The organism is Cupriavidus sp. 2KB_3, from assembly GCF_052115685.1.
Taxonomy (GTDB): Bacteria; Pseudomonadota; Gammaproteobacteria; order Burkholderiales; family Burkholderiaceae; genus Cupriavidus; species Cupriavidus campinensis.
The window spans coordinates 110647-131716 of record NZ_JBFRHD010000003.1 but is presented as its reverse complement, the minus strand read 5'-3'; the positions used below and the strand labels follow the sequence as shown (position 1 = coordinate 131716).

General features: G+C 69.3%; 20 protein-coding genes. 13 read left to right on the top strand and 7 right to left on the bottom strand.

What is annotated here, in order from left to right; translation table 11 throughout:
• Positions 1-20 precede the first annotated feature (20 nt).
• From cobW to AB4120_RS03895, 5 genes are all read left to right on the top strand, one after another.
• A complete protein-coding gene (gene cobW, locus AB4120_RS03915) occupies positions 21-1100 on the top strand; it encodes a cobalamin biosynthesis protein CobW (RefSeq protein WP_149139072.1) in 1080 nt (359 codons plus the stop codon).
• 4 nt (positions 1101-1104) lie between these two features.
• A complete protein-coding gene (gene cobN, locus AB4120_RS03910) occupies positions 1105-4923 on the top strand; it encodes a cobaltochelatase subunit CobN (RefSeq protein ID WP_149139073.1) in 3819 nt (1272 codons plus the stop codon).
• A 5-nt stretch (positions 4924-4928) separates the two neighbouring features.
• Positions 4929-5984 carry an ATP-binding protein gene (locus AB4120_RS03905; protein ID WP_187645237.1) on the top strand — a complete coding sequence of 352 codons (1056 nt, stop codon included), beginning with the start codon at positions 4929-4931 and terminating at the stop codon, positions 5982-5984.
• Between the two features lie 74 nt (positions 5985-6058).
• Positions 6059-6670 carry a vWA domain-containing protein gene (locus AB4120_RS03900; protein ID WP_149139075.1) on the top strand — a complete coding sequence of 204 codons (612 nt, stop codon included), beginning with the start codon at positions 6059-6061 and terminating at the stop codon, positions 6668-6670.
• Positions 6671-6807: 137 nt separating this feature from the next.
• Positions 6808-8040, top strand: coding sequence for a methyl-accepting chemotaxis protein (locus AB4120_RS03895; protein ID WP_441641866.1), 1233 nt, complete (start codon positions 6808-6810; stop codon positions 8038-8040).
• Between the two features lie 7 nt (positions 8041-8047).
• Here the strand turns inward: AB4120_RS03895 and AB4120_RS03890 are convergent, their stop codons facing one another.
• On the bottom strand, positions 8048-8956 hold the full coding sequence (locus AB4120_RS03890) for an alpha/beta hydrolase (RefSeq protein ID WP_149139076.1): 909 nt from the start codon (positions 8954-8956) through the stop codon (positions 8048-8050).
• 294 nt (positions 8957-9250) lie between these two features.
• Between AB4120_RS03890 and AB4120_RS03885 the strand changes: the two genes are divergently transcribed.
• The 4 genes from AB4120_RS03885 to AB4120_RS03870 all read left to right on the top strand — a co-directional run bounded on the left by AB4120_RS03885 (position 9251) and on the right by AB4120_RS03870 (position 11213).
• Positions 9251-9601, top strand: coding sequence for a copper resistance protein CopQ (locus tag AB4120_RS03885; protein ID WP_441641865.1), 351 nt, complete (start codon positions 9251-9253; stop codon positions 9599-9601).
• A 128-nt stretch (positions 9602-9729) separates the two neighbouring features.
• Positions 9730-10332 (top strand): TetR/AcrR family transcriptional regulator, encoded by a 603-nt coding sequence (locus tag AB4120_RS03880; RefSeq protein WP_149139077.1) that lies wholly within the window; start codon positions 9730-9732, stop codon positions 10330-10332.
• Between the two features lie 207 nt (positions 10333-10539).
• The gene (locus tag AB4120_RS03875) at positions 10540-10878 is read left to right on the top strand and encodes a type II toxin-antitoxin system RelE/ParE family toxin (RefSeq protein WP_144196964.1); all 339 of its coding nucleotides are present in this window, start codon (positions 10540-10542) and stop codon (positions 10876-10878) included.
• A 2-nt stretch (positions 10879-10880) separates the two neighbouring features.
• The gene (locus AB4120_RS03870; protein ID WP_144196965.1) at positions 10881-11213 is read left to right on the top strand and encodes a helix-turn-helix domain-containing protein; all 333 of its coding nucleotides are present in this window, start codon (positions 10881-10883) and stop codon (positions 11211-11213) included.
• On the opposite strand, the gene AB4120_RS03865 is transcribed toward AB4120_RS03870, so the two are convergent.
• The 5 genes from AB4120_RS03865 to AB4120_RS03845 all read right to left on the bottom strand — a co-directional run bounded on the left by AB4120_RS03865 (position 11210) and on the right by AB4120_RS03845 (position 16498).
• Positions 11210-11974 (bottom strand): alpha/beta fold hydrolase, encoded by a 765-nt coding sequence (locus tag AB4120_RS03865; protein WP_441641864.1) that lies wholly within the window; start codon positions 11972-11974, stop codon positions 11210-11212. The two genes, AB4120_RS03870 and AB4120_RS03865, sit on opposite strands and share 4 nt — an antisense overlap.
• Positions 11971-13002, bottom strand: coding sequence for a M14 family zinc carboxypeptidase (locus AB4120_RS03860; RefSeq protein ID WP_441641863.1), 1032 nt, complete (start codon positions 13000-13002; stop codon positions 11971-11973). Before AB4120_RS03860 ends, AB4120_RS03865 begins: the two co-directional genes overlap by 4 nt.
• A 48-nt stretch (positions 13003-13050) precedes the next feature.
• The gene (locus AB4120_RS03855; RefSeq protein ID WP_441641862.1) at positions 13051-13965 is read right to left on the bottom strand and encodes a LysR substrate-binding domain-containing protein; all 915 of its coding nucleotides are present in this window, start codon (positions 13963-13965) and stop codon (positions 13051-13053) included.
• 117 nt (positions 13966-14082) lie between these two features.
• Positions 14083-16233, bottom strand: coding sequence for a phosphocholine-specific phospholipase C (locus AB4120_RS03850; RefSeq protein WP_149139080.1), 2151 nt, complete (start codon positions 16231-16233; stop codon positions 14083-14085).
• 52 nt (positions 16234-16285) lie between these two features.
• Complete coding sequence (locus tag AB4120_RS03845) at positions 16286-16498, bottom strand: hypothetical protein (RefSeq protein ID WP_441641861.1); 213 nt, start codon at positions 16496-16498, stop codon at positions 16286-16288.
• 450 nt (positions 16499-16948) lie between these two features.
• Between AB4120_RS03845 and AB4120_RS03840 the strand changes: the two genes are divergently transcribed.
• A complete protein-coding gene (locus AB4120_RS03840; RefSeq protein WP_149139082.1) occupies positions 16949-17434 on the top strand; it encodes a hypothetical protein in 486 nt (161 codons plus the stop codon).
• Positions 17435-17484: 50 nt separating this feature from the next.
• On the opposite strand, the gene AB4120_RS03835 is transcribed toward AB4120_RS03840, so the two are convergent.
• Positions 17485-18633 (bottom strand): DSD1 family PLP-dependent enzyme, encoded by a 1149-nt coding sequence (locus AB4120_RS03835; protein ID WP_149139418.1) that lies wholly within the window; start codon positions 18631-18633, stop codon positions 17485-17487.
• A 105-nt stretch (positions 18634-18738) separates the two neighbouring features.
• On the opposite strand from AB4120_RS03835, the gene AB4120_RS03830 reads away from it, so the two are divergent.
• Genes AB4120_RS03830 through AB4120_RS03820 form a run of 3 tightly spaced genes read left to right on the top strand, consistent with a single transcriptional unit; the run spans position 18739 to position 21019 of the window.
• Entirely contained in the window at positions 18739-20091 is a 1353-nt protein-coding gene (locus tag AB4120_RS03830; RefSeq protein WP_149139083.1) for a tetratricopeptide repeat protein, read from the top strand.
• A gap of 43 nt (positions 20092-20134) precedes the next feature.
• Positions 20135-20506: a DUF6152 family protein gene (locus tag AB4120_RS03825; RefSeq protein WP_149139084.1), complete on the top strand. Its 372-nt coding sequence runs from the start codon at positions 20135-20137 to the stop codon at positions 20504-20506.
• 6 nt (positions 20507-20512) lie between these two features.
• The gene (locus tag AB4120_RS03820) at positions 20513-21019 is read left to right on the top strand and encodes a hypothetical protein (protein ID WP_149139419.1); all 507 of its coding nucleotides are present in this window, start codon (positions 20513-20515) and stop codon (positions 21017-21019) included.
• The last annotated feature ends 51 nt before the right edge of the window (positions 21020-21070 follow it).

Here is a 21070-nt window from a genome sequence, read left to right as displayed (position 1 = left end):
CTCATCCACTGGATTTCCGCATGCAAACCTCCAAGATCCCCGCCACCATCGTCACCGGCTTTCTCGGCAGCGGCAAGACCACCTTGCTGCGCCACATCCTCGACAACGCCAACGGCCGCCGCATCGCGGTGATCGTCAACGAATTCGGGGAGCTGGGCATCGACGGCGAGATCCTGCAGGGCTGCGGCATCGGCTGCGATGACAACGGCGAGCCCACCGGCCAGCTCTACGAACTGGCCAACGGCTGCCTGTGCTGCACGGTACAGGAGGAGTTCTTTCCGGTGATGGAGCAGTTGCTGGAGCGGCGCGGGCAGATCGACCACGTGCTGATCGAGACCTCGGGCCTGGCGCTGCCCAAGCCGCTGGTGCAGGCGTTCCACTGGCCGAGCATCCGCAACGCCTTCACGGTGGATGCCGTGGTGACCGTGGTCGATGGCCCGGCCGCTGCCGCCGGCCAGTTCGCCGCCAACCCGGTGGCCGTGGACGCCCAGCGCCGCGCCGACCCGAATCTCGACCACGAATCGCCGCTGCACGAGCTGTTCGAGGACCAGCTGGCCAGCGCCGATCTCGTGATCCTGAACAAGACCGACCTGATGGACCCGGCGCAGATCGCTGCCGTGGAGGCGCTGGTGCGTCCCGAGATCCCGGCCGAGGTCAAGATCGTGCCGGCGCAGGCTGGCAAGCTCGACGTGGCGATGCTGCTGGGCCTGCAACGCGCTTCGGAGGAGACCATCCATCTGCGCGTCGATCATCACGGCAATGCCGATGACCCAGACCACGCCGACCATCATCACGATGAATTCGATTCCGTGGTGGTGGAAGCGGGCACTGTGGAGCGCGACCAGCTGATCGGCGCCCTCCAGCAACTGGTGGCGGCCCACACGATCTACCGCATCAAGGGCTTTGCCGCGCTGCCGGGCAAGGCGATGCGGCTGGTGCTGCACGGCGTTGGCCAGCGCTTCGACAGCTATTTCGACCGCGCCTGGCGCGCCGCCGAGCCGCAGGGCACGCGCGTGGTGCTGATCGGGCAGGATCTGGACCGCGCCGCGCTGCAGGCGTCGCTGGACGCCGCGCTGGACGCTGCACTGCCGGCCCGCTGATCCCATGCACCTGCTGTCCACCCGGCCCGGCGGCTTTGTCGAGGACAGCGCTGTCGTGCTGCGCATCGCGCAGACGCCCGGTGAGATCGTCGTCCTGAGCGCGGCGGACACCACGCTGTCGCTGCTGGCTGGCGCGGTGCCGCGCCTCGGCCCCGGTTACCCCACCGTGCGGCTGGCCAACCAGATGTACCTGCGGCAGCCGGCCTCGCTCGACCTCTATATCGACGAGGTGCTCCAGCACGCGCGCGTGGTGGTGGTGGACCATCTGGGCGGCGTCAACGACTGGGCCTACGGGCTGGAGCGGCTGCCGGAGCTGGCCCGCGCGCGTGGCCAGCTGCTGGTGATGGGTTCCGGCGACCTGGCCGAGGACGACAACCTCGCCCGGCACGGCAATGCGCCCGCCGCGCTGTCCCACCAGTTGTGGCACTACCTGCGCGAAGGCGGCGCCGGCAACGCCGAGCAGTTCTTCCGCTGCCTGGCGCACCATGCCTTCGGCTGGGGCGCGCCCGCGCTGCCGCCGCAGGTGCTGCCCGAGGCCGCCATCTATCACCCGGAGAAGACGGTCGCCACCGTCGAGGACTGGGCCGCGCGCTGGGCCGCGCATGGGCTGGCCGACCACGCCCCCGTGGTGGCGCTGCTGTTCTACCGCTCGCACCTGCAGGCCGGCAACACGGCCGTCTTCGACGCCATCGCCGATGCCTTGCTGGATGCCGGCCTGCGCCCGCTGCCGTTGGCCGTGACGTCGCTGAAGGCGCCGCTCTGCCGCGAAGTGCTCCAGCGCCTGTGCGACGCGCACGACGTGGCGCTCGTCCTCAACACCACGGCGTTCTCCGTGGCCTCGCTCGACAGCGGCGATGGAGCGGCGGACGCCCCGCTCGCCAACGATGCCCCGGTGCTCCAGGTCATCCTGAGCGGCGGCAATCGGGAGGACTGGCTGGCGGACAACCAGGGGCTCGGCACGCGTGACGTGGCAATGCACATCGCGCTGCCCGAGGTCGATGGGCGGATCATCACGCGCGCGGTCAGCTTCAAGGGGCTGGCCTACCGCTGCCCGCACACCGAGGCGGACATCGTGCAATACCAGCCGGACGCGGAGCGCGTGCGCTTTGTGGCGGAACTGGCGCGCCGCTGGTGCCGGCTCCGCACGCTGCCCAACGCCGGGAAGCGCGTGGCGCTGGTGCTGGCCAACTATCCGGCCAGCGAAGGGCGCATCGGCAACGGCGTGGGGCTCGATACGCCGGCATCGGTCGTGCACATCCTGGCCGCCCTCCATGCCGAGGGGTACGCCATCGACGCGCTGCCCGAAAACGGCGATGCCCTGATGCAGGGCCTGACGCGCGGCATCACCAACGATCTGGACCAGCACGCGGTGCGGCCCGCGTTCCAGAGCGTGACGGTGGAGGACTACAGGCGCTGGCTGGCGGCGCTGCCGGCGGCGCTACAGCAGGCGATTACGGCCCGCTGGGGCGCACCCGAGGCCGATCCGATGGTGCGGCAGGGCCGCTTCATGATCGCCGGCGTGCGCACCGGGCAGGTGTTCGTCGGCATCCAGCCGGCGCGTGCCTATGGTGTGGGTGGCGATGGTGCGGACGGCTACGCCAGCTATCACGATGCCGAACTCGTGCCGCCGCACGGCTACCTGGCCTTCTACTTCTGGCTGCGCCACGTGTTCGGCATCGACGCCATCGTGCACGTGGGCAAGCACGGCAACCTCGAATGGCTGCCGGGCAAGAGCGTGGCGCTGTCCGACGCCTGCTGGCCGGATGCCATCCTCGGCCCGCTGCCGCACCTGTACCCGTTTATCGTCAACGATCCGGGCGAGGGCGCGCAGGCCAAGCGCCGCGCGCAGGCCGTGATCATCGACCACCTGATGCCGCCGCTCACGCGCGCCGAGAACTACGGGCCGCTGCAGGACCTGGAGCGGCAGGTGGACGAGTACTACGAGGCGCTCACCGTGGACCCGCGCCGCGCCCGGCTGCTGCGCAAGGAGATCCTGGCGTCGATTGTCGGCCAGCAGTTGCACACGGAACTGGGGCTGGCGGCGCCCACCGGCGGCGAGGAGGAAGACGCGCTGCTGAATCGCACCGATGCATGGCTGTGCGAACTCAAGGAGTCACAGATCCGCGACGGCCTGCATGTGTTCGGCCAGTCCCCGGCCGGCGTGCAGCGCCGGGACACGCTGGCGGCGCTGGCGCGTTTCCCGGTGGGCGATGGCCGGGATGCCCGGGCGGGGCTGCTGACGGCGCTGGCCGCCGACCTGTCATTGGGCGACGCCTTCGATCCGCTCGACGCCGACTGGGCCGCGCCGTGGCTGGGGCCGCGTCCGGCGCTGCTGGCGGACATCGACGCCGGCCCGTGGCGCCACCACGGCGACACGCGCGAGCGGCTGGAAGTGCTGGCGCTGCGCCTGCTCGATGGCGGGCTGGATGACGAAGAACCACTGCCGCGCACCGCGCAGGTCCTTGCGCGGCTGCGCCAGGACGTGGCGCCGCGCCTGGACGCCTGCGGCGCGCAGGAGCTGACGCAACTGCTGCGCGGGCTCGCCGGGTGCTTCGTGCCGCCCGGTCCGAGCGGGGCGCCGTCGCGCGGCCGGCCGGACGTGCTGCCCACCGGTCGCAACTTCTATTCGGTGGATACCCGGGCGGTGCCCACGCGCACCGCGTGGACGCTCGGCCTGCGCGCGGCCAACCTGCTGATCGAGCGGCACGTGCAGGAGCATGGCGAATATCCGCGCGCGGTGGGCCTGTCCGTCTGGGGCACGGCGACCATGCGCACCGGCGGTGACGACATCGCCCAGGCCATGGCCCTGCTGGGCGTGCGGCCCAAGTGGGCGCAGGGCAGTCATCGCGTGGTGGATTTCGAGATCCTGCCGATGGCCAACTTCGGCCGCCCGCGCGTGGACGTGACGCTGCGCGTGTCCGGCTTCTTCCGCGATGCCTTCGCCAACCTCGTGGCGCTGTTCGACGCCGCCGTGCGCGCCGTGGCGGACCTCGACGAGCCGGCGGACGTCAACCCGATCCGCGCGCGCGTGCTGGCGGAGCAGGCGCGGCTGCAAGCCGGGGGCGCCGCGCCGGACGATGCGCGCGAACGCGCCGGCTGGCGCGTCTTCGGCGCCCGGCCCGGCGACTACGGCACCGGCCTGCAGGCCCTGATCGACGGCCGCCAGTGGCAGGACGACGCGGACCTCGCCCATGCCTACCTGCACGCGGGCGGCTACGCCTACGGGCAGCGCGCCGATGGCATCGACGCGCGCGACGCCTTCGCCACCCGGCTGGCCGAGATCGACGCCGTGGTGCAGAACCAGGACAACCACGAGCACGACCTGCTTGACGCCAACGACTATTACCAGTTCCAGGGCGGCATGGTGGCCGCCGTGCGGCATCTGGCCGGCGAGCAGCCGGCGATCTATCACGGCGACCACGCCAACCCGGCCGCGCCGCGCGTGCGCACGCTGGGCGAGGAAATCGCCCGCGTGATCCGGGCGCGGGTGGTCAATCCCAAGTGGATCGACGGCGCGCGCCGGCACGGCTACAAGGGCGCGTTCGAGATGGCCGCCACCGTGGACTACCTGTTCGGCTACGATGCCACGACCCGCGTGGTGGGCGACCACCAGTACGCGCTGGTGGCGGACGCCTACGTCAACGACCCCGCCAATCGCGAATTCCTCGCCCGGCACAATCCGCGCGCGCTGCAAGGCATCTGCGAGCGGCTGCTGGAGGCCATGGAGCGCGGACTCTGGCAACAACCGGGCGCCCAGCGCGGCCGGATCGAACAACATCTGCTCGACAACGAGCAGCGCATCGAAGGTTCTTCCGAAGGTTAATGCTCATGAGCCCCGTCACCGTGGTGCGTCATCCGTTTCCGTTCAGCGCCCTGGTCGGCCAGGCGCGGCTGCAACAGGCCCTGCTGCTGGCTGCCGTCGATCCCGGCATCGGCGGCGTGCTGGTCACCGGGCCGCGCGGCACCGCCAAGTCCACGGCGGCGCGTGCGCTGGCGGAACTGCTGCCGCACGGCCACTTCGTCACGCTGCCGCTGGGCGCGAGCGAGGAGCAGCTGACCGGCACGCTGGACCTGAGCCACGTGCTGCAACAGGGCGAGGTGCGCTTCGCGCCGGGCCTGCTGGCGCGCGCGCACGAGGGCGTGTTGTATGTGGATGAAGTCAACCTGCTGCCGGACCCGCTGGTGGACCAGCTGCTCGACGTGGCGGCCAGCGGCGTGAACGTGGTGGAGCGCGATGGCGTGTCCCACCAGCACGCGGCGCGCTTCGTGCTCGTCGGCACGATGAATCCGGAGGAAGGCGAGCTGCGCCCGCAACTGCTGGACCGCTTCGGCCTTGCGCTGGCGCTCGACAACTACGCCGACCCGGCTACGCGGCAGGCCATCGTGCGCGCCCGGCTGGCCTTCGATACCGACGCGGAGGCGTTCCGCGCCGCCGTGGCGACGGCCCAGCAGGCGCTGGCGGCGCAGGTCGTGCAGGCGCGCGGGGCGCTCGGCGGGCTGGATTTCTCCGATGCCGTGCACGCCCATGTCAGCGCGCTGTGCCTGGCGGCGGCGGTGGATGGCGTGCGGGCGGACCTCGTCATGCTGCGCGCCGCGCGCGCGCTGGCGGCATGGGACGGCGCCCCGGCGGTGACCGTGGCGCATGTGGACGCCGTGGCGGAGCTGGTGCTTCATCATCGCCGCCATGCTGGTTCGCCGGCCTCGCCCGAGGCGGGGCAGGGTGGGGCGGCCGGGGAGGGCAGTACCTCGGAGGATCAAGCACCGGCGGACAACCCGTGGGGCGCCATGCCGTCCCCGGCCGGGAACGTCACCGACAGCGCTGCCGGCATCGCCAGCATCAAGCCGCTGCGCGCCTTCGGGAATCGTCCGTCAAAAAAAGCCTGAGCCACCGGCAGGCCGCCGGGCCGGTCCGGCAAGGCGGCAACCGGTGGCAGACCCCTCGTTTTATGCCACGTCCGATGCCACGTCCGGCCACGCCGGGCGCGGGCGTGCCCGGGGCCCGCATCCACTGGCCGCGTACGCTGGCGGCCAAGCGGCAGGCGCGGCTGGCCGCCGAGCACCTGCGCCACCGGCGTGCCGACGCGCGCGCCGGGGTGCTGCATTGCGTGGCGCTCGATTGTTCCGGCTCGATGACCCAGGGCGAGCAACTCGCGCTGGCCAAGGGCGTGCTCGTGCGGCTGCTGGAGCGCGCCTACCAGTCTCGTGCGGATGTGGCGCTGGTCTGCTTTGCCGGGCGGCAGGCCGAGGTCCGGCTCGCGCCGTCGCGCGCACGCTACTGGAACGCCGACTGGATCCGCCCGATTGCCGGCGGCGGTGGCACCCCGCTGGCGCTGGGCGTGGCGCGCGCCGGCCAGTTGCTGGAGGCGCAGGCCCGCCACCGGCCGATGCAGCGGCGCTGGCTCTGGCTGCTGACCGACGGACGCAGCGGCGAGCTGCCGCCCCGGCCTGCCTGGGCCGATCACGTGGTGGTAGTGGACGTGGAGCGCCGCGCCGTGGCGCTGGGCCGCTGCCATGCGCTGGCCTTGGCGTGGAGCGCCGACTATCGCGATGCCGCCGCGTTGATCGATTAAAAGTAACGCCTGCGCCATATCCCTCTTTCGTAGGGCATACCCGGTCTAAAGTCTCGCGCCTGCCTGACCGTTAGCCCATCGATAGCCCCGGCACGCAGCATCGAAACAGCGGGGCATTACGAGGAGCGGACGGCATCATGGCTTGGGACAACTTGAGTATGCGCACGCGGCTGGGCGCGGCGTTTGGCGTGGTCGTGCTGTTGGTGGCGGTCATGATGACACTGGCGCTCGGGCGCATTGGCGAGCTGGAACAGCGGGCAGCGGCCGGGCCGGACAAGCCGGCGGCCACGGCCCAGGCTGTGCCCCCGAACGAGGACAACACCCGTATCTGGATCTGGGGCCTGGGTGGCGCGGTGCTGCTGGCCAGCGTGGTGTGCTGGTTCCGCCTCACGCGCGCCATCGAGATCCCGCTCAAGGAGGCCGAGTTCATCGCCGAAACCGTGGCGGCGGGCGACCTCAGCAAGGAATTCGAGACCGAGCGGGGCGGCGATTTCGGCCGCCTGCTGGGCGGGCTGGGCGAGATGGAGGACATGCTGACGGACCTGGTCACGCGCATCAAGGCGTCTAGCGATTCGATCTCGTCGGCGTCGCACCAGATTGCCGCCGGCAATACCGACCTGTCCCAGCGCACCGAGGAACAGGCCGCCACGCTCGAGGAAACGGCGTCGAGCATGAGCGAGCTGACCGCCATGGTGAAGCAGAACACCGAACGCGCGCGCACCGCCAATGGGCTGGCGGCGTCCGCGTCGGGCGTGGCCGAACGCGGCGGCGCCATCGTCGGCAATGTCGTGGAGACCATGCAGGCCATCAGCGCCAGTTCTCGCAAGGTGACGGACATCATCGCCGTGATCGAGGGCATCGCCTTCCAGACCAATATCCTGGCGCTGAACGCCGCCGTGGAAGCGGCGCGGGCGGGCGAGCAGGGGCGCGGCTTCGCCGTGGTGGCGGGCGAGGTGCGCACGCTGGCCCAGCGCAGCGCGGCGGCGGCCAAGGAAATCAACGTGCTGATCAACGATTCGGCGCGGCAGGTGGAGTCGGGCTCCTCGCTGGTGGGGCAGGCCGGCCAGACCATGGCGGAAATCGTCCAGTCGGTGCGGCATGTGACCCAGATCCTGGGCGAGATCGCCGAGGCGTCCGAGCACCAGAGCGGCGGCATCGAGCAGGTCAACGAGGCCGTGATGCAGATGGACGAGGTGACGCAGCAGAATGCCGCGCTGGTGGAAGAGGCCGCCGCGGCGTCTGCGGCGCTGGCCGAGCAGGCCCAGCAGCTCCAGCAGGTGGTAGGCGAGTTCAAGCTCGACGACGACGAGCCGGCCCGCCCGGCAGCGCGCCAGTCGCTGGGCCTCCAGCCCAGGCTGGCCCGCGCCTGATTAATATCTAAGCGGGCGGACGGACGATGTCCGGCGCGGCGGCCACGCCCAGGTCGCCGCTCTGGAGATAGGCGATCACCGGCGCCCAGAAGGCCTGCGCGTGCGCGGGTTCGATGGCGGCGTTGTGGGGCAGGTCCTCGAAGATCTCCAGCCGGCTCGGCGCGCGTGCCATCCGCGCCAGATACTCGCCATGGCTGAACGGGATGGTCTGGTCCTGCCGGCTGTGGATCAGCAGCAGCGGCATGCGCAGCTTGCGGATGCGCGCGGCGTTGTTCCACGGCTCCGGCAGCATCCACGCCAGCCACGCGGGCACGCGCCCCGTGACCACCGCCGCCGCGCGCGCGGAGCGGAAACCGGCGCCAATCACGGCGCCGTCCGGCCGAGGCTGCAGCCGGGCAATCACATCGAGCAGAATCCCACTTCCCAGCGAATAGCCCATCACGTGGCGCCGCGCCGCAGCCGGCGTGGCGGCGATGAACTGGAGATAGCCGGCCAGCGCGTCCTGACGCAGGTTGCGTACCGTGGGCCGCCCGGTGCTCGCGCCATAGCCGCTGTAGTCGAACACGAAGGAGCCGATGCCGGCGGCGTGAAGCATGGCCTGCACCGGCGCCCAGTCGGACAGGGACTCCGAATCGCCATGAAAGACGCACAGCGCCGGGCCGGTCGGGTCGGGCGCGGCGACGAACGAGGCATGCAGCGTGCGGTCCCCGCTGGCAAAGGTGTACTGGCGGGACGGCACCCCGAGGTGGTCGGGGGTAACGTCGCCCGCCGGTATGGTGACGAAAGCGTCACGTTCCATCACCCGGAAGACCAGCCAGCGGCCCAGGCCGGCAACCACTGCAACGCCTGCAACGCCGGCTGCGCCGGCAAGCCAGCGTTTCAGGGGGCGGGAGGCGGCGGCGGGTGGGTTTGGCATGGATAGCCGGGGCGCGGGGGATGTGATAAGCCTAGCACCCGATCGGGCGGTGCGCCGGCCGCAAGAGAGGCAGGCTATCGGCCTCATAAATAAGTTTTCGGCGCGATTGGCAGATTCGCCTTGCTTGTCTATCTACCAGTAGATATTATTCAGCGCATGGACTCGCCGCACGAACCAAGCGGTGTCCGAGCAAGACCCTCGAACGGGACCTTCCAGAGCCAAGAAATCTATCTAGTCGTAGATAGCATCGGAAGGTAGCCCCGGAAAAACGTAGCCAATACAAGGAGCTTCACCATGAACGCCAAGACCATCCTCAGTGCCGCCGCTCTCGCCGCCGCCTTCGTGACGGGCGCCGCCCAGGCCGCTCCCCCCAGCAACCAGACCGGTGAAGCCTATGGTTACGGCTACCGCGTGAACGACGCACGCAGCCCGTACAGCGACGGTGCCCGCGACGTACATCGCCCCCGCAACCCGTTTGTGGACGGCGCCCGAGTGAATGACGCACGCAGCCCGTTCTCCGATGGCGCCCGCGCCGGCAAGTTCGACCCGTACACCGATGGCGCCCGCACCGTGGCCGGTCGCGACCGCACCGGCGTCTCCGCCGAACCGGGCCGTACCGCTGATACGGCTGTTGAAACTGCCTAAACATCGCTCCGCCGCGGATCGCGGCATGCGGTACCGGCCGGCGCCCCAAAAGGGTGCCGGCCGCCTTTGCGTTGACATCGGGGTAATCCCGGTTGAGTATCTATCTTCGTGTAGATAAACTTTGCCCCATGAAAACCCAACCCGTCCGTGAGCAGCTGCTCGAACACACGCTGGTACTGATTCGCCGCCGTGGTTTCAATGGCTTCAGTTATCGCGATCTGGCCGAGCTGGTGGGGGTCAAGACCTCCAGCATCCACTATTACTTCCCGTCGAAGGACGACCTCGTCCTGGAAGCGGTGAAGGAATACAGCGCGCGCATCGTCGAGCGCCTGCGCAATATCGACCCCGAACTGCCGGTGCTGGAACAGGCCCGCCAGTACCTGGAGCCGCTGCGCGCTACCTGCGGATCTGACCAGATCTGCCTGGCCGGCATGCTCTCCACCGAGGTGCTGTCGCTGCCTGAGCCTGTGCACAACGTGCTCAAGGATTTCTATCACATTAACGAGGCCTGGCTCGCCAAGCTGCTCGAGCGGGGGCAGCAACAACGCGAGACCCTGTACCCCGTGCCGCCCGAAATGCTCGCACAAGTGCTGTATGGTGCGCTTCAGAACGGCCTGATCGCCGCCCGGCTGTTTGGCACGCAGGAGCGCCTGGAAGCCGCCGCCGAAACCCTGCTCGGCGCCCTGTGCAACAAACGTGCCGCCGCACTGCTGGGCAAGACCTGCGCCTGACGTAGACGCTGCATAAAAAACCGCCGGATGGCCGCAAGGTCTCCGGCGGTTTTTCTTTGTCAGATTGTTAAATCGGCGTGCGATCTGCTGTGGCTCAATTTTGTCGGGAAAAGAGCACGTTACATCTGTGCATCCAGAGGCAGCGGGGCCGTGTGACCGTTGTGCACGGAACTGCCTTGGTATAAAATTTTGTACAGATGGGGCAGCATGGATCGTGAAAGAGAAATCCGTTGGGTAGGGTCAGCCTATGCAGATCTGCTTTTGTTTCCCGACGACGCCAGACGGCAGGCGGGCTTTCAACTCGCCAAGGTGCAGGCGGGGCTGGATCCCACCGACTGGAAACCGTTTGGCGACATCGGGCCCGGCACGCGCGAACTGAGAATTCGTGAGGCGAGTGGGATCTATCGGGTGATGTACGTCGCACGATTCGACGACGCGGTCTACGTACTGCATTGCTTTCAGAAGAAGACCCAGGCCACCAGCCTGGGGGACCGTGCGATTGCACGCGCGCGCTATCGGGCGCTGGATATAGGATGGAAACACTAGTCATGACGATCGATACCAAGATCCGACACGTCACCAAGCCGGGTGCGAACCTGTTTCTCGAGCTGGGATTTGCCCCGGACGAGGCCGAACGGCTCCATGCCGTTTCCCAGAAGGAGATTAACGACACCCGTCTGCTCAAGCAGCAACTGATGCGCGAGATCAGCGGCTGGATCGACGAACACAACCTGCGGCAGGCGGATGCTGCCGAGATCCTGATGGTGTCTCGCCCCCGCGTGTCCGACGTCGTGAATCAGAAAACCGCGAAGTTCACGCTCGACACGCTGGTGGAGATGCTGAGTCGCATCGGCAAGCCGGTGACGATCGCGGTGGGCTAGGCAGTCGCATCCCCTGACGCAAGGCCAGACCCGGCCACCACCCCGCACAACCACCCCCCATCGTCATGCGGCAGGTCATGTCCTGCCCACGGATGGCGCAGGTGCCGCGCCCTCCAGGCCGCTGCGATGCGGGCCGAGCAGACCGGGTTGACGAGGCGGTCGGCGTCCGAGGAGAGGATCAGCGTGGGGCAGGGCGGGGCGGCGGGGGCGGCCCGGTAGCGGGCGGCTGCCAGCAGTTGGCGCAGGGCCGCCGCGCGGGTGACCGGGGCGGTTTGGCCGATGGTGACCCACGCCGCCAGGTCGGTGTCCCGCGTATCCATCCGCTCGCAGGTCAGGCGGTGGACCGTGCGCTCGCAGCGGGCGCGGTCGTGCCAATGGTTGGCCATGCCGATGAGCGCCGCCCAGTTCTGGGGGCGCAGCCGTTGCGGCAGGGTGCTGAAGGGGCGCATGCTCGTGTTGATCAGCACCAGTCCGGCCACTTCCCCGGGGTAGCGTTGGGCCCATTCGGTGGCAACCATGGCGCCGAGCGACATCGCCAGGATGCGGTACGGGGCCGTCACCCCGGTGGCGCAGGCAGTGGCGCGCACCGCTTCCATGATGCCGCGCACGTCGGCGGGCACCGTCGCGTGGTGGGCCGTGCCGTTGCCGGGCAGGTCGATCAGGGTCGGGCGCCCCAGGCCGCGGGCGGTCCACAGCGCGGGCAGGTCGCCCCAGTGGCGCGACTCGCGGGTCAGGCCGCGCAGGAAGATCCACGGGCTCATGGCGCAGGTTTCCGGTCTTGCCAGTGCGCGCGCGCCTGCGTCAGCAACTGCTGTCGATGGGCGCCCTGGGGCAGCCATCGCTCCGGGGCGAAGGCGGTGCGGCCGAGGAAGTCGAACAGGCTCACGTGCCGGCGCAGCACGCGCGCCGTGCGGTGGGCCTTGATCGGATTGAAAATGCCCGCGCGCGAGAAGAGCTGACGCGGATTCTTCTTGATCCACAGCCACGAGCCCAGCTCCAGCGTCATCGGCAGGAACAGCGTGCCCGCCGGCGCGCGGTCGTAGGCGTAGTCCCACAGGTCGCCGTGCAGCAGGTACTGGTGGCTCTGCGGCTCGAAGGCGTAGCCGTGGTGCGGGTGGGCCTGCTCGAACATGGTCTTGAGCAGGTACATCTCTGGCAGGTGCGCCATGGGCGTGTGGGTGCGCGCGTAGGGGAACCAGATGCTGTCGCGCCAGCCGTAGCCGGAATGGCAATCCACCGCAAAACTGAGGGGCCGGCCCAGCAGTTCTTCCTCCACCACGCGCAGCAGCGCGGCGGCCTCGGGCTCCATCGGCGCCCCGGCGCGGCCGCGATACCACGGCAGCCACGCGCCGAGACGCTGCCCGCCGGCCAGGAAGGGCACGCGCGCATCGGCGTTCTGCGGCGCGTTGCGCATCAGGTCCACGCCGCGGGGATTGGCGCGCGTGGCCGCATGCATGCCGCCCGGGTTGACGATCGGCATGAAGACCAGCTTCACGGCCTGCAACTCGCGGTGGAGCAGCTCGTCCCATTGCAGGCGGCACAGCAGCGAGCGCATGTAATCGAGCACCAGCTGGGTGCCGATGCGCTCAAGCCCGTGAATGCCGCCGAAGATGCCGATGGCCGGCGCATCGGGCGCGTCCGTGCCCAGCGCCGCCACATGCACCCCGAACGAGCGGCCGTCCACGGCTACCTCGCACGCCACGCGCGACCGGAACCACGGGGCGCCCAATTCCAGCAGCGCCAGCAGTTGGTCGTACTCGGGAAAGCTGGGGCGGCCCGGGTCGGTCATCGGCGGAGGGGGTCCTTGGGGGCGGTGGACGGGGGGGCGCAGGTCAACTCAGTTCAATATAGGTGCAGGCCGTGGAACCTCGCAATGCCGCTGCGCGGCGCTGCCCGGCAGGACCAGGCAGTCCAGCAGCGCGCGCACCAGCCGCGTCCCGCTGCGGATCTTGAGGCTGTAGAGATATTCGTGGATGACCGGCGCCTGGCTGGCGAAGGGCACCACGCAGAGCGCGGGGTCGCGCGGCACCTCGCCCACGGGCATCACGCTGGCGCCGAGGTTGTGCCGGATCGCCTCGCAGATGGCTTCGCGGCTGCCGATCACGGTATGGGGCGGCAGATCGATGCCTACCGCGCCCAGCGCGGCCTCGGTGGCCTCGCGGGTCATCGACCCCTGTTCGCGCACGATCAGATGGCAGGCGGCCAGTTCCGCCACTTCCACGCGCGGGCGGCGCGCCAGCGGGTGGAGCGGATGGGCAACCAGCACCATCGGGTCGGCGGCGAGCAGGGTGCGGGAAAGCCGGTCGTCGTCCACGGCGTGCGACGACACCGCGGCATCGATCCGGTATTCGAACAGCGCGTCGAGCATCTGCCGCGAGTTGCCGATCTCGATGCTGACCGCCACGGCCGGGTAGCGTTCCCGGAACGCAGCCACGCTGCGCAGGATGTAGTAGGGGCCGGTGGCGCCAATCCGCAGGCTGCCCAGCCGCAGGTTGCCGGCGTTGCGGAGCAGGAAATCGGCCTCGCCCTCCTGCTGCATCATCTGTTCGGCCAGCGGCATCAGGGCCACGCCGACGTCGCTGAGGTCCAGCCGGCTGGCGCGGCGGTGGAACAGTTCCACGCCGTAGAGCACTTCCAGCTGGCGGATGCGGCCGGTGACGGTGGGCTGGCTGAGCCGCAGTTGCCGGGCCGCGCTCGTGATGCTGCCTTGCCGCGCCACTTCATAGAACGTCATCAGCAGATCGCCAAGCATGGGGCTCCCATCGAATTCAGGACGAACCCGCGAGCCTAGCCTGGCAATGTGACAGTGGTGGGTACGGCGGCGCCCCTCTCCCAAGGGGACAGGGGCGCCGACCGGGCCCTGGCGGGCTTAGCTTCCCATCGCCGGATCGGACACCGTGTGGGTGCCGTTCTCCACGCGGCCGGCAAAGCGCCGCGAGAAGCCGCCCTGCGGGGTGGTCACCGTGAAGTCATACCAGTTGCCCTGCGACTTCACCGGGAAGGGCTGGTCGAGTTCCTTGCCGGCGGGCAACTCGAACGTCCACGGGCCGTCCGTGCGGTAGGCGTTGGGCACCACCGTGAAGGTGCAGGCTGCCTTGCCACGGTTGATCAGCGTCAGCCAGACCTTGGGCTCGTCGGATTCCTCGTAGCACACGCGGATCTCCGGCGCGGCGCCGCCGCCGGCTTCCTGCTGGGCGCTCACGTCGCCGATGAAGGCGCGATGGTAGCCGTTCGGGCCGAGTACCCAGAGGTCGTAGCGGCCGCTGTCGGTGGCGTAGACATCCCACGTGGCGTCGATCTTCTTGCCCGGCTCCACCGCGTAGCGGCGCGGCACGCTGCCCAGGTGCAGGCGGTCGTAGACGTGGAACACCGCCGCCTGGGTGCCGTCATTGTGGAACTTCAGGATCATGGCGCGGTTGACCGGATCTTCCAGCCCGCTGGTGTGCAGCGTGTACGGCAGCGCGCGCGAGGGCCGCGTGCCGCTGGCCTGCGTCGGCATGGTCTGCGCCGCCACGGTCGGCGTGGGAATCTGGGCCAGCGCCTCCTGCTGGGTGCGCTGGGTGTCCGCGCCGGTCTTGTCGAGGCCCGTGAAGGAGATCGACGTGGTGCCGTTGGGGTTGACGAAGTCGAACGCAGTCATCATGTCGCCCATCACCGCGCGGCGATAGGGGCTGATGTTGGTCTCCTGCACGCCGAACCGCTTTTCGAGGAAGCGCAGTACCGAGGTGTGGTCGAACACCTGCGAGTTGACCCAGCCGCCACGGCTCCACGGCGACACCACGTACATCGGCACGCGCGGGCCGGGGCCGAACGGCGTCTTGTCCACGCTGTAGTACTCGGCGGCGGCGTCCATCGTGGCGGCGCCGATGGGGTTGCCCTTGCCGTCCAGCGCCGGGGCGCAGGGCGGCGGCACGTGGTCGAAAAAGCCGTCGTTTTCGTCGAAATTGATCAGCAGGACGGTCTTGCTCCAGACGTCCGGGTTGGCCGTCAGCGCGTTGAGCACCTCCTGGGTGTACCAGGCGCCCTGCACCGGGCTCGACGGCCCCGGGTGCTCCGAGTACGTGGCCGGGGCCACGATCCACGACACCTGCGGCAGCGTGCCGGCGGCGATGTCATCGCGCAGTGCCTGCAGGAAGCCGCCATCGGGCATGGTGTTGGCGATGCCCTTGAACAGCGGGTTCACGGCGTCGTTGGCCGGCGTGTAGGCTGGGTAGGGCGCACCGTTGGCCGCGTTGCCGAGCGCGGCGTTGGCGGCGCGGTACTGGGCGAAGCCGGCCAGCGGGTTGTCGGTGAAGTTGTCCGGCATGTTCTGGTAGACCTTCCAGGTCACGCCGGCAGTCTGCAGGCGCTCCGGGTAGGTGGTCCAGGTGTAGTTGATGCCGGTGGCGTCGAGCGAGTCGCCGCTGTTGTCGATCACCGGGCCGCCCTTCTGGCCGAACGGGTCGTTGGTGCCGGTCCAGTGGAACAGGCGGTTGGTGTTGGTGCCGCCGTGGAAGCTGCAGTGGTAGGCGTCGCACAGCGTGAAGGCGTCCGCCAGCGCAAACTGGAATTCGAGTTCCTTCTGCTTGTAGTAACCCATCGACTGGGTCTTCTTCGAGGTCGGCCAGGCACTCATGCGGCCGAGGTCCCAGGCGGCCTGGCCATCCGGCTGGCTGTGCGGGGTGCCGCTCACGCGCTGGGCGTTGCCGGCGGTGCTGTCCAGGTGGTACGGCAGCACTACGCGGTTGGTGTTGCCGTTGGCGTAGGTCTGCTGGAAGACGTTGCGGCCGCCCGGCAGCGGGATCGGGAAGCGGTCACCGAAGCCGCGCACGCCCTTGAACGTGCCGAAGTAGTTGTCGAACGAGCGGTTTTCCTGCATCAGGATCACCACGTACTGCACGTCCTGGATCGACTTGTTGACGTTGTTGGCCGGAATGGCCAGCGCGCGGCGAATGGCCGGCGGAAACGCGGAGAGCGCGGCGGTTGCGGCGGCGCTGCCGCCTGCCATCTTGAGGAAATTGCGTCGGCTGCTGGAGTTCATGTCGAGTTCTGCCCTGAGCGGTTCTGGATTCGGAGAGGGGGATCGCGGCGCTTCAGGGCGCGCACTTCAGCTTGGGCGTATCGGTGGGCTGGCCCGGCTGGGTCGGTGTGCCGCCAGGTTGTCCAGCGGTGGGCGGGGTGTCGTCGCCGCCACAGGCGGTCAGCGCCGCGCAGAGCAGCAGGGTGGCGGCCAGCCCGGCCAGGGGGCGCGGGGCTTTGGGCGGCCGCACGTGGGCAAGGCTGGCAAGGGTGCGGATGTCGTGCATGGTCTGGATTCTCTTGCGGAGGGGTGGGGTGGGTGCCGTCAAGCGCCCTATGCGTTGCTCGCGTCGTTCGCGTGGCTCGCGATGCGCTTCGCAGCGTACGGACCCGCCTTGTCCCCCCGGTGACATACGCCCAAAGAATCCTGATACGGACATTCGCCGATTTGGCCCCAAAGGGCGCCGGACGCACATTTGATGGCGACGGATGCTGCGTCGCACCAAGTCCTGTGCTATGGTGTTTGGAAGGTTTCCTCCAATTCGCCCCCGAATCCTGTTTACCTGTCAGACTGCCGGACTCGGGAAGATCCTTGCCCAGACCGGGCTGCAGGACCGGCGCATCGGATAACCCCCACAAACGCATTTTTGTTGCACTTGCAACGTGGCATGACCTTGCTTGTGAGCGAGGCTTTCCGCCCCCATTCTGCAAAGCGGAAGGGCTTGCAGGAGCGGTACATGAACACCGAATCACGTTACGTCTGGCATTACACCGTGGGTACGCCGCTGGCCGCGATTGCGCGCTCGGGACGGCTCAAGCCCGCGATGGCCCATGGCCGGCCCGCGCGTCCTGGGGAGCAGGACATCCTATGGTTTTCGCGCAACCAGCAATGGGACCCATCCGCCACCCAGGACGATGGCCTGAACGAGGCGCGTCACGCGCTTTCGCGCGCCGCCCTGCATGCACGCTTTGGGCTCTACCGGTTTGGCATCGCGGCCACTGACGCGCGCCTGCTGCCGTGGCCGACGGTCACGCGCGTGGCCGATATCGAAGTGCCAGACGCCATGGCGATGGTGGCCGCCGGCCTGCGCTGCGGCGCCGCGCCCACCGACTGGATCGGCACGCTGAACGAGATTCCGCTGTCCGAGCTGCGCTTCGAGGCGTGGACCGGCCGCGAATGGACCACCGCCGATCTCAACGAGCTGGCCGCCCAGCTCGCCTAGCGCACGCCTTTCCCTTCCCTTTCCCGTTCCCCGTTTCCCTTTCCCTTCCCTCAGCGGCTGAAGCCGCGCGCGGCCACCGGCCACAGAGCTTCCACCACGCCGCCGCGCACCGTCACCAGTGCATCGTAGAGATTGAGGGTCGGGTCGCAATGGCCCGGCACCAGCAGCACGCGGCTGCCCAGCGCGGGCAGGGCGGCGAGGTTGCCGGCCTGCCGGGGTTTGACGATGCCATGCTCGTCGTTCGCCGCCACGTATTCCAGCGCCCCGGACGCCGCGCCATCGGCCCAGATCCACGGCAAGCCTGAATCCACCGCCATCGACTTCAGCCCCGCATCGAGGATGACGCGGTCGCCGGCGGCCACGCTCATCACCGTCGTGGCGATAAACAGGCTGTGCTCGAAGCGCAGCGCGCCGGGATAGGCGTTGCTGCCGTAGTCGGCGTCCATGAACACGTACGAGCCCGGCTGGATCTCGGTGTACACGCCGCTGCCGAGGTCGAACTCCACGCTGCCGCTGCCGCCGCCCGTTACCACCTCGCATTGCACGCCCGCCGCCGCCAGCTTCGCCAGCACGGCGCCGGTGCGTTCGGCGGCTTGCGCAGCGGCGTCGCGGCGGGCTGCCCAGTCGCGCAGATGCTGGATGCCGCCGTGATACGCCTGCAAGCCGCGCAGGGACAGGCGGGGATGGGCGGCAATCCGTTCTGCCAGGGCGATTGCCGCCGGCGCGTCGGCCACGCCGCAGCGGCCCTGGCCAACATCGATCTCGATAAAGACGTCCAGTGGCGTGCCCGCGGCCTCGGTGGCTGCCGCCAGGGCGTCGATTTGTGATGCATCGTCCACACATACGCTAAGGCGCGCGTGGCGGGCCAATTCGGCCAGCAGCGCTGCCTTGGCCGGGGATGCAATCTCGTTACTGATATGGATGTCGGTCACGCCGGCCGCCACGAAGGGCACGGCCTCGCTGACCTTCTGGCAGCAGATGCCCACCGCGCCGCGCGCGATCTGGGCCAGCGCAATCTCGGGGCACTTGTGCGCCTTGGCGTGCGGGCGCAGCTTCACGCCGGCGCGGTCGGCGGCGTCCTGCATGCGCGCCACGTTGCGCGTGAAGGGGTCGAGATCGAGGATCAGGGACGGCGTGTCGATGGCATCGACGGACTGGCCGGGGATGGCGGCGGGCGGCAAATCAAAAGACAAGGGCATGGCGGCAAGGATGTGATGAATGGGGCCGGAGCGGAAGCGTAGCACGCGCGATTCCACTACGATGAGGAAGTCCGCGCCGATGCGGATCCAAACCGGGAGGGCGCCATGGCATACGATGCAAGAGGCCTGGAGGTCACATCCAATCATCCCGCCGCGCTCGCGCACTACGAGGCCGGGCTGGCGCTGCTGCATGGCTATTACGGCGACCCGCTGGCGGCGGTGGATGCCGCGCTGGCCGACGACCCGGACTTCGCCATGGGCCACGCGCTGCGCGCCGCGCTGATGGTGACCTCGGGCGACGGCACCGCCGTGCCGCTGCTGCGCGAGAGCGTGGAGGCCGGCGAGGCACTGGGCGACCGCGCCAACCCGCGCGAGCGCCGCCATCTGGCCGCCGCGCGCGCCTGGCTGGACGGGCGATTCGCCGAGTCGGTGCAGGCGTACGGTGACATCGCCATCGACTATCCGCGCGACATCCTCGCCGTGCAGGTGGCCCATCTGGGCGATTTCCTGCTCGGCCAGTCGTCGATGCTGCGCGACCGCATCGCGCAGGTGCTGCCCCATTGGGACAAGGACGTGCCCGGCTACGGCTACCTGCTCGGCATGCACGCCTTCGGGCTCGAGGAATCCAATCGCTATGAAGACGCCGAGGCGCGTGGCCGCGAGGCCGTGGCGCTGAACCCGCGCGATCCGTGGGCGATCCACGCCGTGGCGCATGTGATGGAGATGCAGGGCCGGCTGGACGACGGCGCGGCATGGCTGCGCACGCACGTATCGGACTGGTCTGAAGACAACATGCTGGCGGTGCACAACTGGTGGCATCTGGCCCTGTTCCTGCTCGAACAGGAGCGCTACGACGAAGTACTGGCGCTCTACGACGCGCACATCAACCGGCCGGCGCCGGCCATCGCGCTCGATCTGGTCGATGGCGCCGCGCTGCTGTGGCGGCTGCACCTGCGCGGCGTGGATGCGGGCGCGCGCTGGGCCGCGCTGGCCGACGACTGGTACACGCGCGGCGCGGCCGGCTACTACGCCTTCAACGATGTGCACGCCATCATGGCTTGCCTGGGCGCGGGCCGCGAGGACGCCGTGGCCGAGATCCGCGCGGCCATGGCGGGCGCGGCGATCGGGCAGGGCACCAACGCGATGATGTCGCGCGACGCGGGCCTGCCCGTGGCCGACGCGATGATCGCCTTCGCGCGCGGCGACTATGCCGCCACGGTGGCGCTGCTGATGCCGGTGCGCATCCTCACCCATCGCTTCGGCGGCAGCCACGCCCAGCGCGACGTCTTCGCGCTGACCCTGATCGAAGCGGCCCTGCGTGGCCGCCACGCCAACCTCGCCGCCGCGCTGGTGGCCGAGCGTGCCGCGCTCAAGCCGATGAACCCGAGCCTCGCCGCGCTGGCCGGCCGCGCCCGGCGGACATCGCAGGCCCAGGAAACCCGTTCGACACTGCACTGATCCATCCCCCTGCATCCACCTTGTCGCCACCCTGGAGGTCATCATGCATCAACCGACGTTCCGACCGAAGTCCCTGCGCCTCGCCGCCGTCCTGCTCGCGATGGCCAGCCTGCCGGCCATCGCCCATCATGGCTGGTCCACCTATGACCAGACCAAGCCGCTGACCGTGACCGGCAAGGTGGTGGAGAGCCATTACGAGAACCCGCACGCCACGATCCGGGTGGATGCGCAGGGCAAGCGCTGGTTTGCCGTGCTGGCACCGGTGTCGCGCATGGAGTCCCGCGGCGCCACGCAGGACAAGGTGGCCGTGGGCAAGCAGGTAACCCTCGTCGGCTACCAGAGCAAGGAAAAGGCCGACGAGATGCGCGTGGAGCGCATCACGGTAGACGGCGGCCAGACCGTGGAACTGCGCTGAGTGTCGATGGAGGCACTTGGCGAGCTGGGCGCCACGCTCGCCGCGTGGCCGTTCTCGGTGGCGCTGCGGGCGTCGGCCTGGGCGTATCCGATCATCGAGATCGTGCATCTGGCCGGCATGGCGCTGCTGTTCGGGTCCATCGTCGTGGTGGATCTGCGGCTGGCCGGGCTGGGGCGGCAGTTGCCGGTCACCACCCTGCTGCGCCATGCGCTGCCGGCCTCGGTGGCGGGCTTCCTCGCCGTGGTGGCGAGCGGCGCGCTGCTGTTCCTGGCGCATGCCGATGAACTGATCGTCAACCGCGCGTTCCTGATCAAGATCGTGCTGATCGGGCTCGGTCTGGCCAACGCGCTCTGGTTCCATCAAGGGCCTTACCGGCAGTTGCATGCCGCGCCAGCCGGCGCCAGCTGGGACATCGGCCAGCCGCCGCCCACGGGCGCGCGCGCCTGCGCCATGGTGTCGCTGCTGACGTGGGGGCTGGTGATCTGCGCGGGCCGGCTGATCGCCTACGTCTGAGCCGCCGTAGGTCTGTGGACCGCGCAATTTGATGTAACGCAAATAGCGTGC

Bases quoted from the DNA above. Each gene is read 5' to 3' on its own strand.
- cobW (WP_149139072.1), top strand. From the start codon at position 21: ATGCAAACCTCCAAGATCCCCGCCACCATCGTCACCGGCTTTCTCGGC.
- cobN (WP_149139073.1), top strand. From the start codon at position 1,105: ATGCACCTGCTGTCCACCCGGCCCGGCGGCTTTGTCGAGGACAGCGCT.
- AB4120_RS03905 (WP_187645237.1), top strand. From the start codon at position 4,929: ATGAGCCCCGTCACCGTGGTGCGTCATCCGTTTCCGTTCAGCGCCCTG.
- AB4120_RS03900 (WP_149139075.1), top strand. From the start codon at position 6,059: ATGCCACGTCCGGCCACGCCGGGCGCGGGCGTGCCCGGGGCCCGCATC.
- AB4120_RS03895 (WP_441641866.1), top strand. From the start codon at position 6,808: ATGGCTTGGGACAACTTGAGTATGCGCACGCGGCTGGGCGCGGCGTTT.
- AB4120_RS03890 (WP_149139076.1), bottom strand. From the start codon at position 8,956: ATGCCAAACCCACCCGCCGCCGCCTCCCGCCCCCTGAAACGCTGGCTT.
- AB4120_RS03885 (WP_441641865.1), top strand. From the start codon at position 9,251: ATGAACGCCAAGACCATCCTCAGTGCCGCCGCTCTCGCCGCCGCCTTC.
- AB4120_RS03880 (WP_149139077.1), top strand. From the start codon at position 9,730: ATGAAAACCCAACCCGTCCGTGAGCAGCTGCTCGAACACACGCTGGTA.
- AB4120_RS03875 (WP_144196964.1), top strand. From the start codon at position 10,540: ATGGATCGTGAAAGAGAAATCCGTTGGGTAGGGTCAGCCTATGCAGAT.
- AB4120_RS03870 (WP_144196965.1), top strand. From the start codon at position 10,881: ATGACGATCGATACCAAGATCCGACACGTCACCAAGCCGGGTGCGAAC.
- AB4120_RS03865 (WP_441641864.1), bottom strand. From the start codon at position 11,974: ATGAGCCCGTGGATCTTCCTGCGCGGCCTGACCCGCGAGTCGCGCCAC.
- AB4120_RS03860 (WP_441641863.1), bottom strand. From the start codon at position 13,002: ATGACCGACCCGGGCCGCCCCAGCTTTCCCGAGTACGACCAACTGCTG.
- AB4120_RS03855 (WP_441641862.1), bottom strand. From the start codon at position 13,965: ATGCTTGGCGATCTGCTGATGACGTTCTATGAAGTGGCGCGGCAAGGC.
- AB4120_RS03850 (WP_149139080.1), bottom strand. From the start codon at position 16,233: ATGAACTCCAGCAGCCGACGCAATTTCCTCAAGATGGCAGGCGGCAGC.
- AB4120_RS03845 (WP_441641861.1), bottom strand. From the start codon at position 16,498: ATGCACGACATCCGCACCCTTGCCAGCCTTGCCCACGTGCGGCCGCCC.
- AB4120_RS03840 (WP_149139082.1), top strand. From the start codon at position 16,949: ATGAACACCGAATCACGTTACGTCTGGCATTACACCGTGGGTACGCCG.
- AB4120_RS03835 (WP_149139418.1), bottom strand. From the start codon at position 18,633: ATGCCCTTGTCTTTTGATTTGCCGCCCGCCGCCATCCCCGGCCAGTCC.
- AB4120_RS03830 (WP_149139083.1), top strand. From the start codon at position 18,739: ATGGCATACGATGCAAGAGGCCTGGAGGTCACATCCAATCATCCCGCC.
- AB4120_RS03825 (WP_149139084.1), top strand. From the start codon at position 20,135: ATGCATCAACCGACGTTCCGACCGAAGTCCCTGCGCCTCGCCGCCGTC.
- AB4120_RS03820 (WP_149139419.1), top strand. From the start codon at position 20,513: ATGGAGGCACTTGGCGAGCTGGGCGCCACGCTCGCCGCGTGGCCGTTC.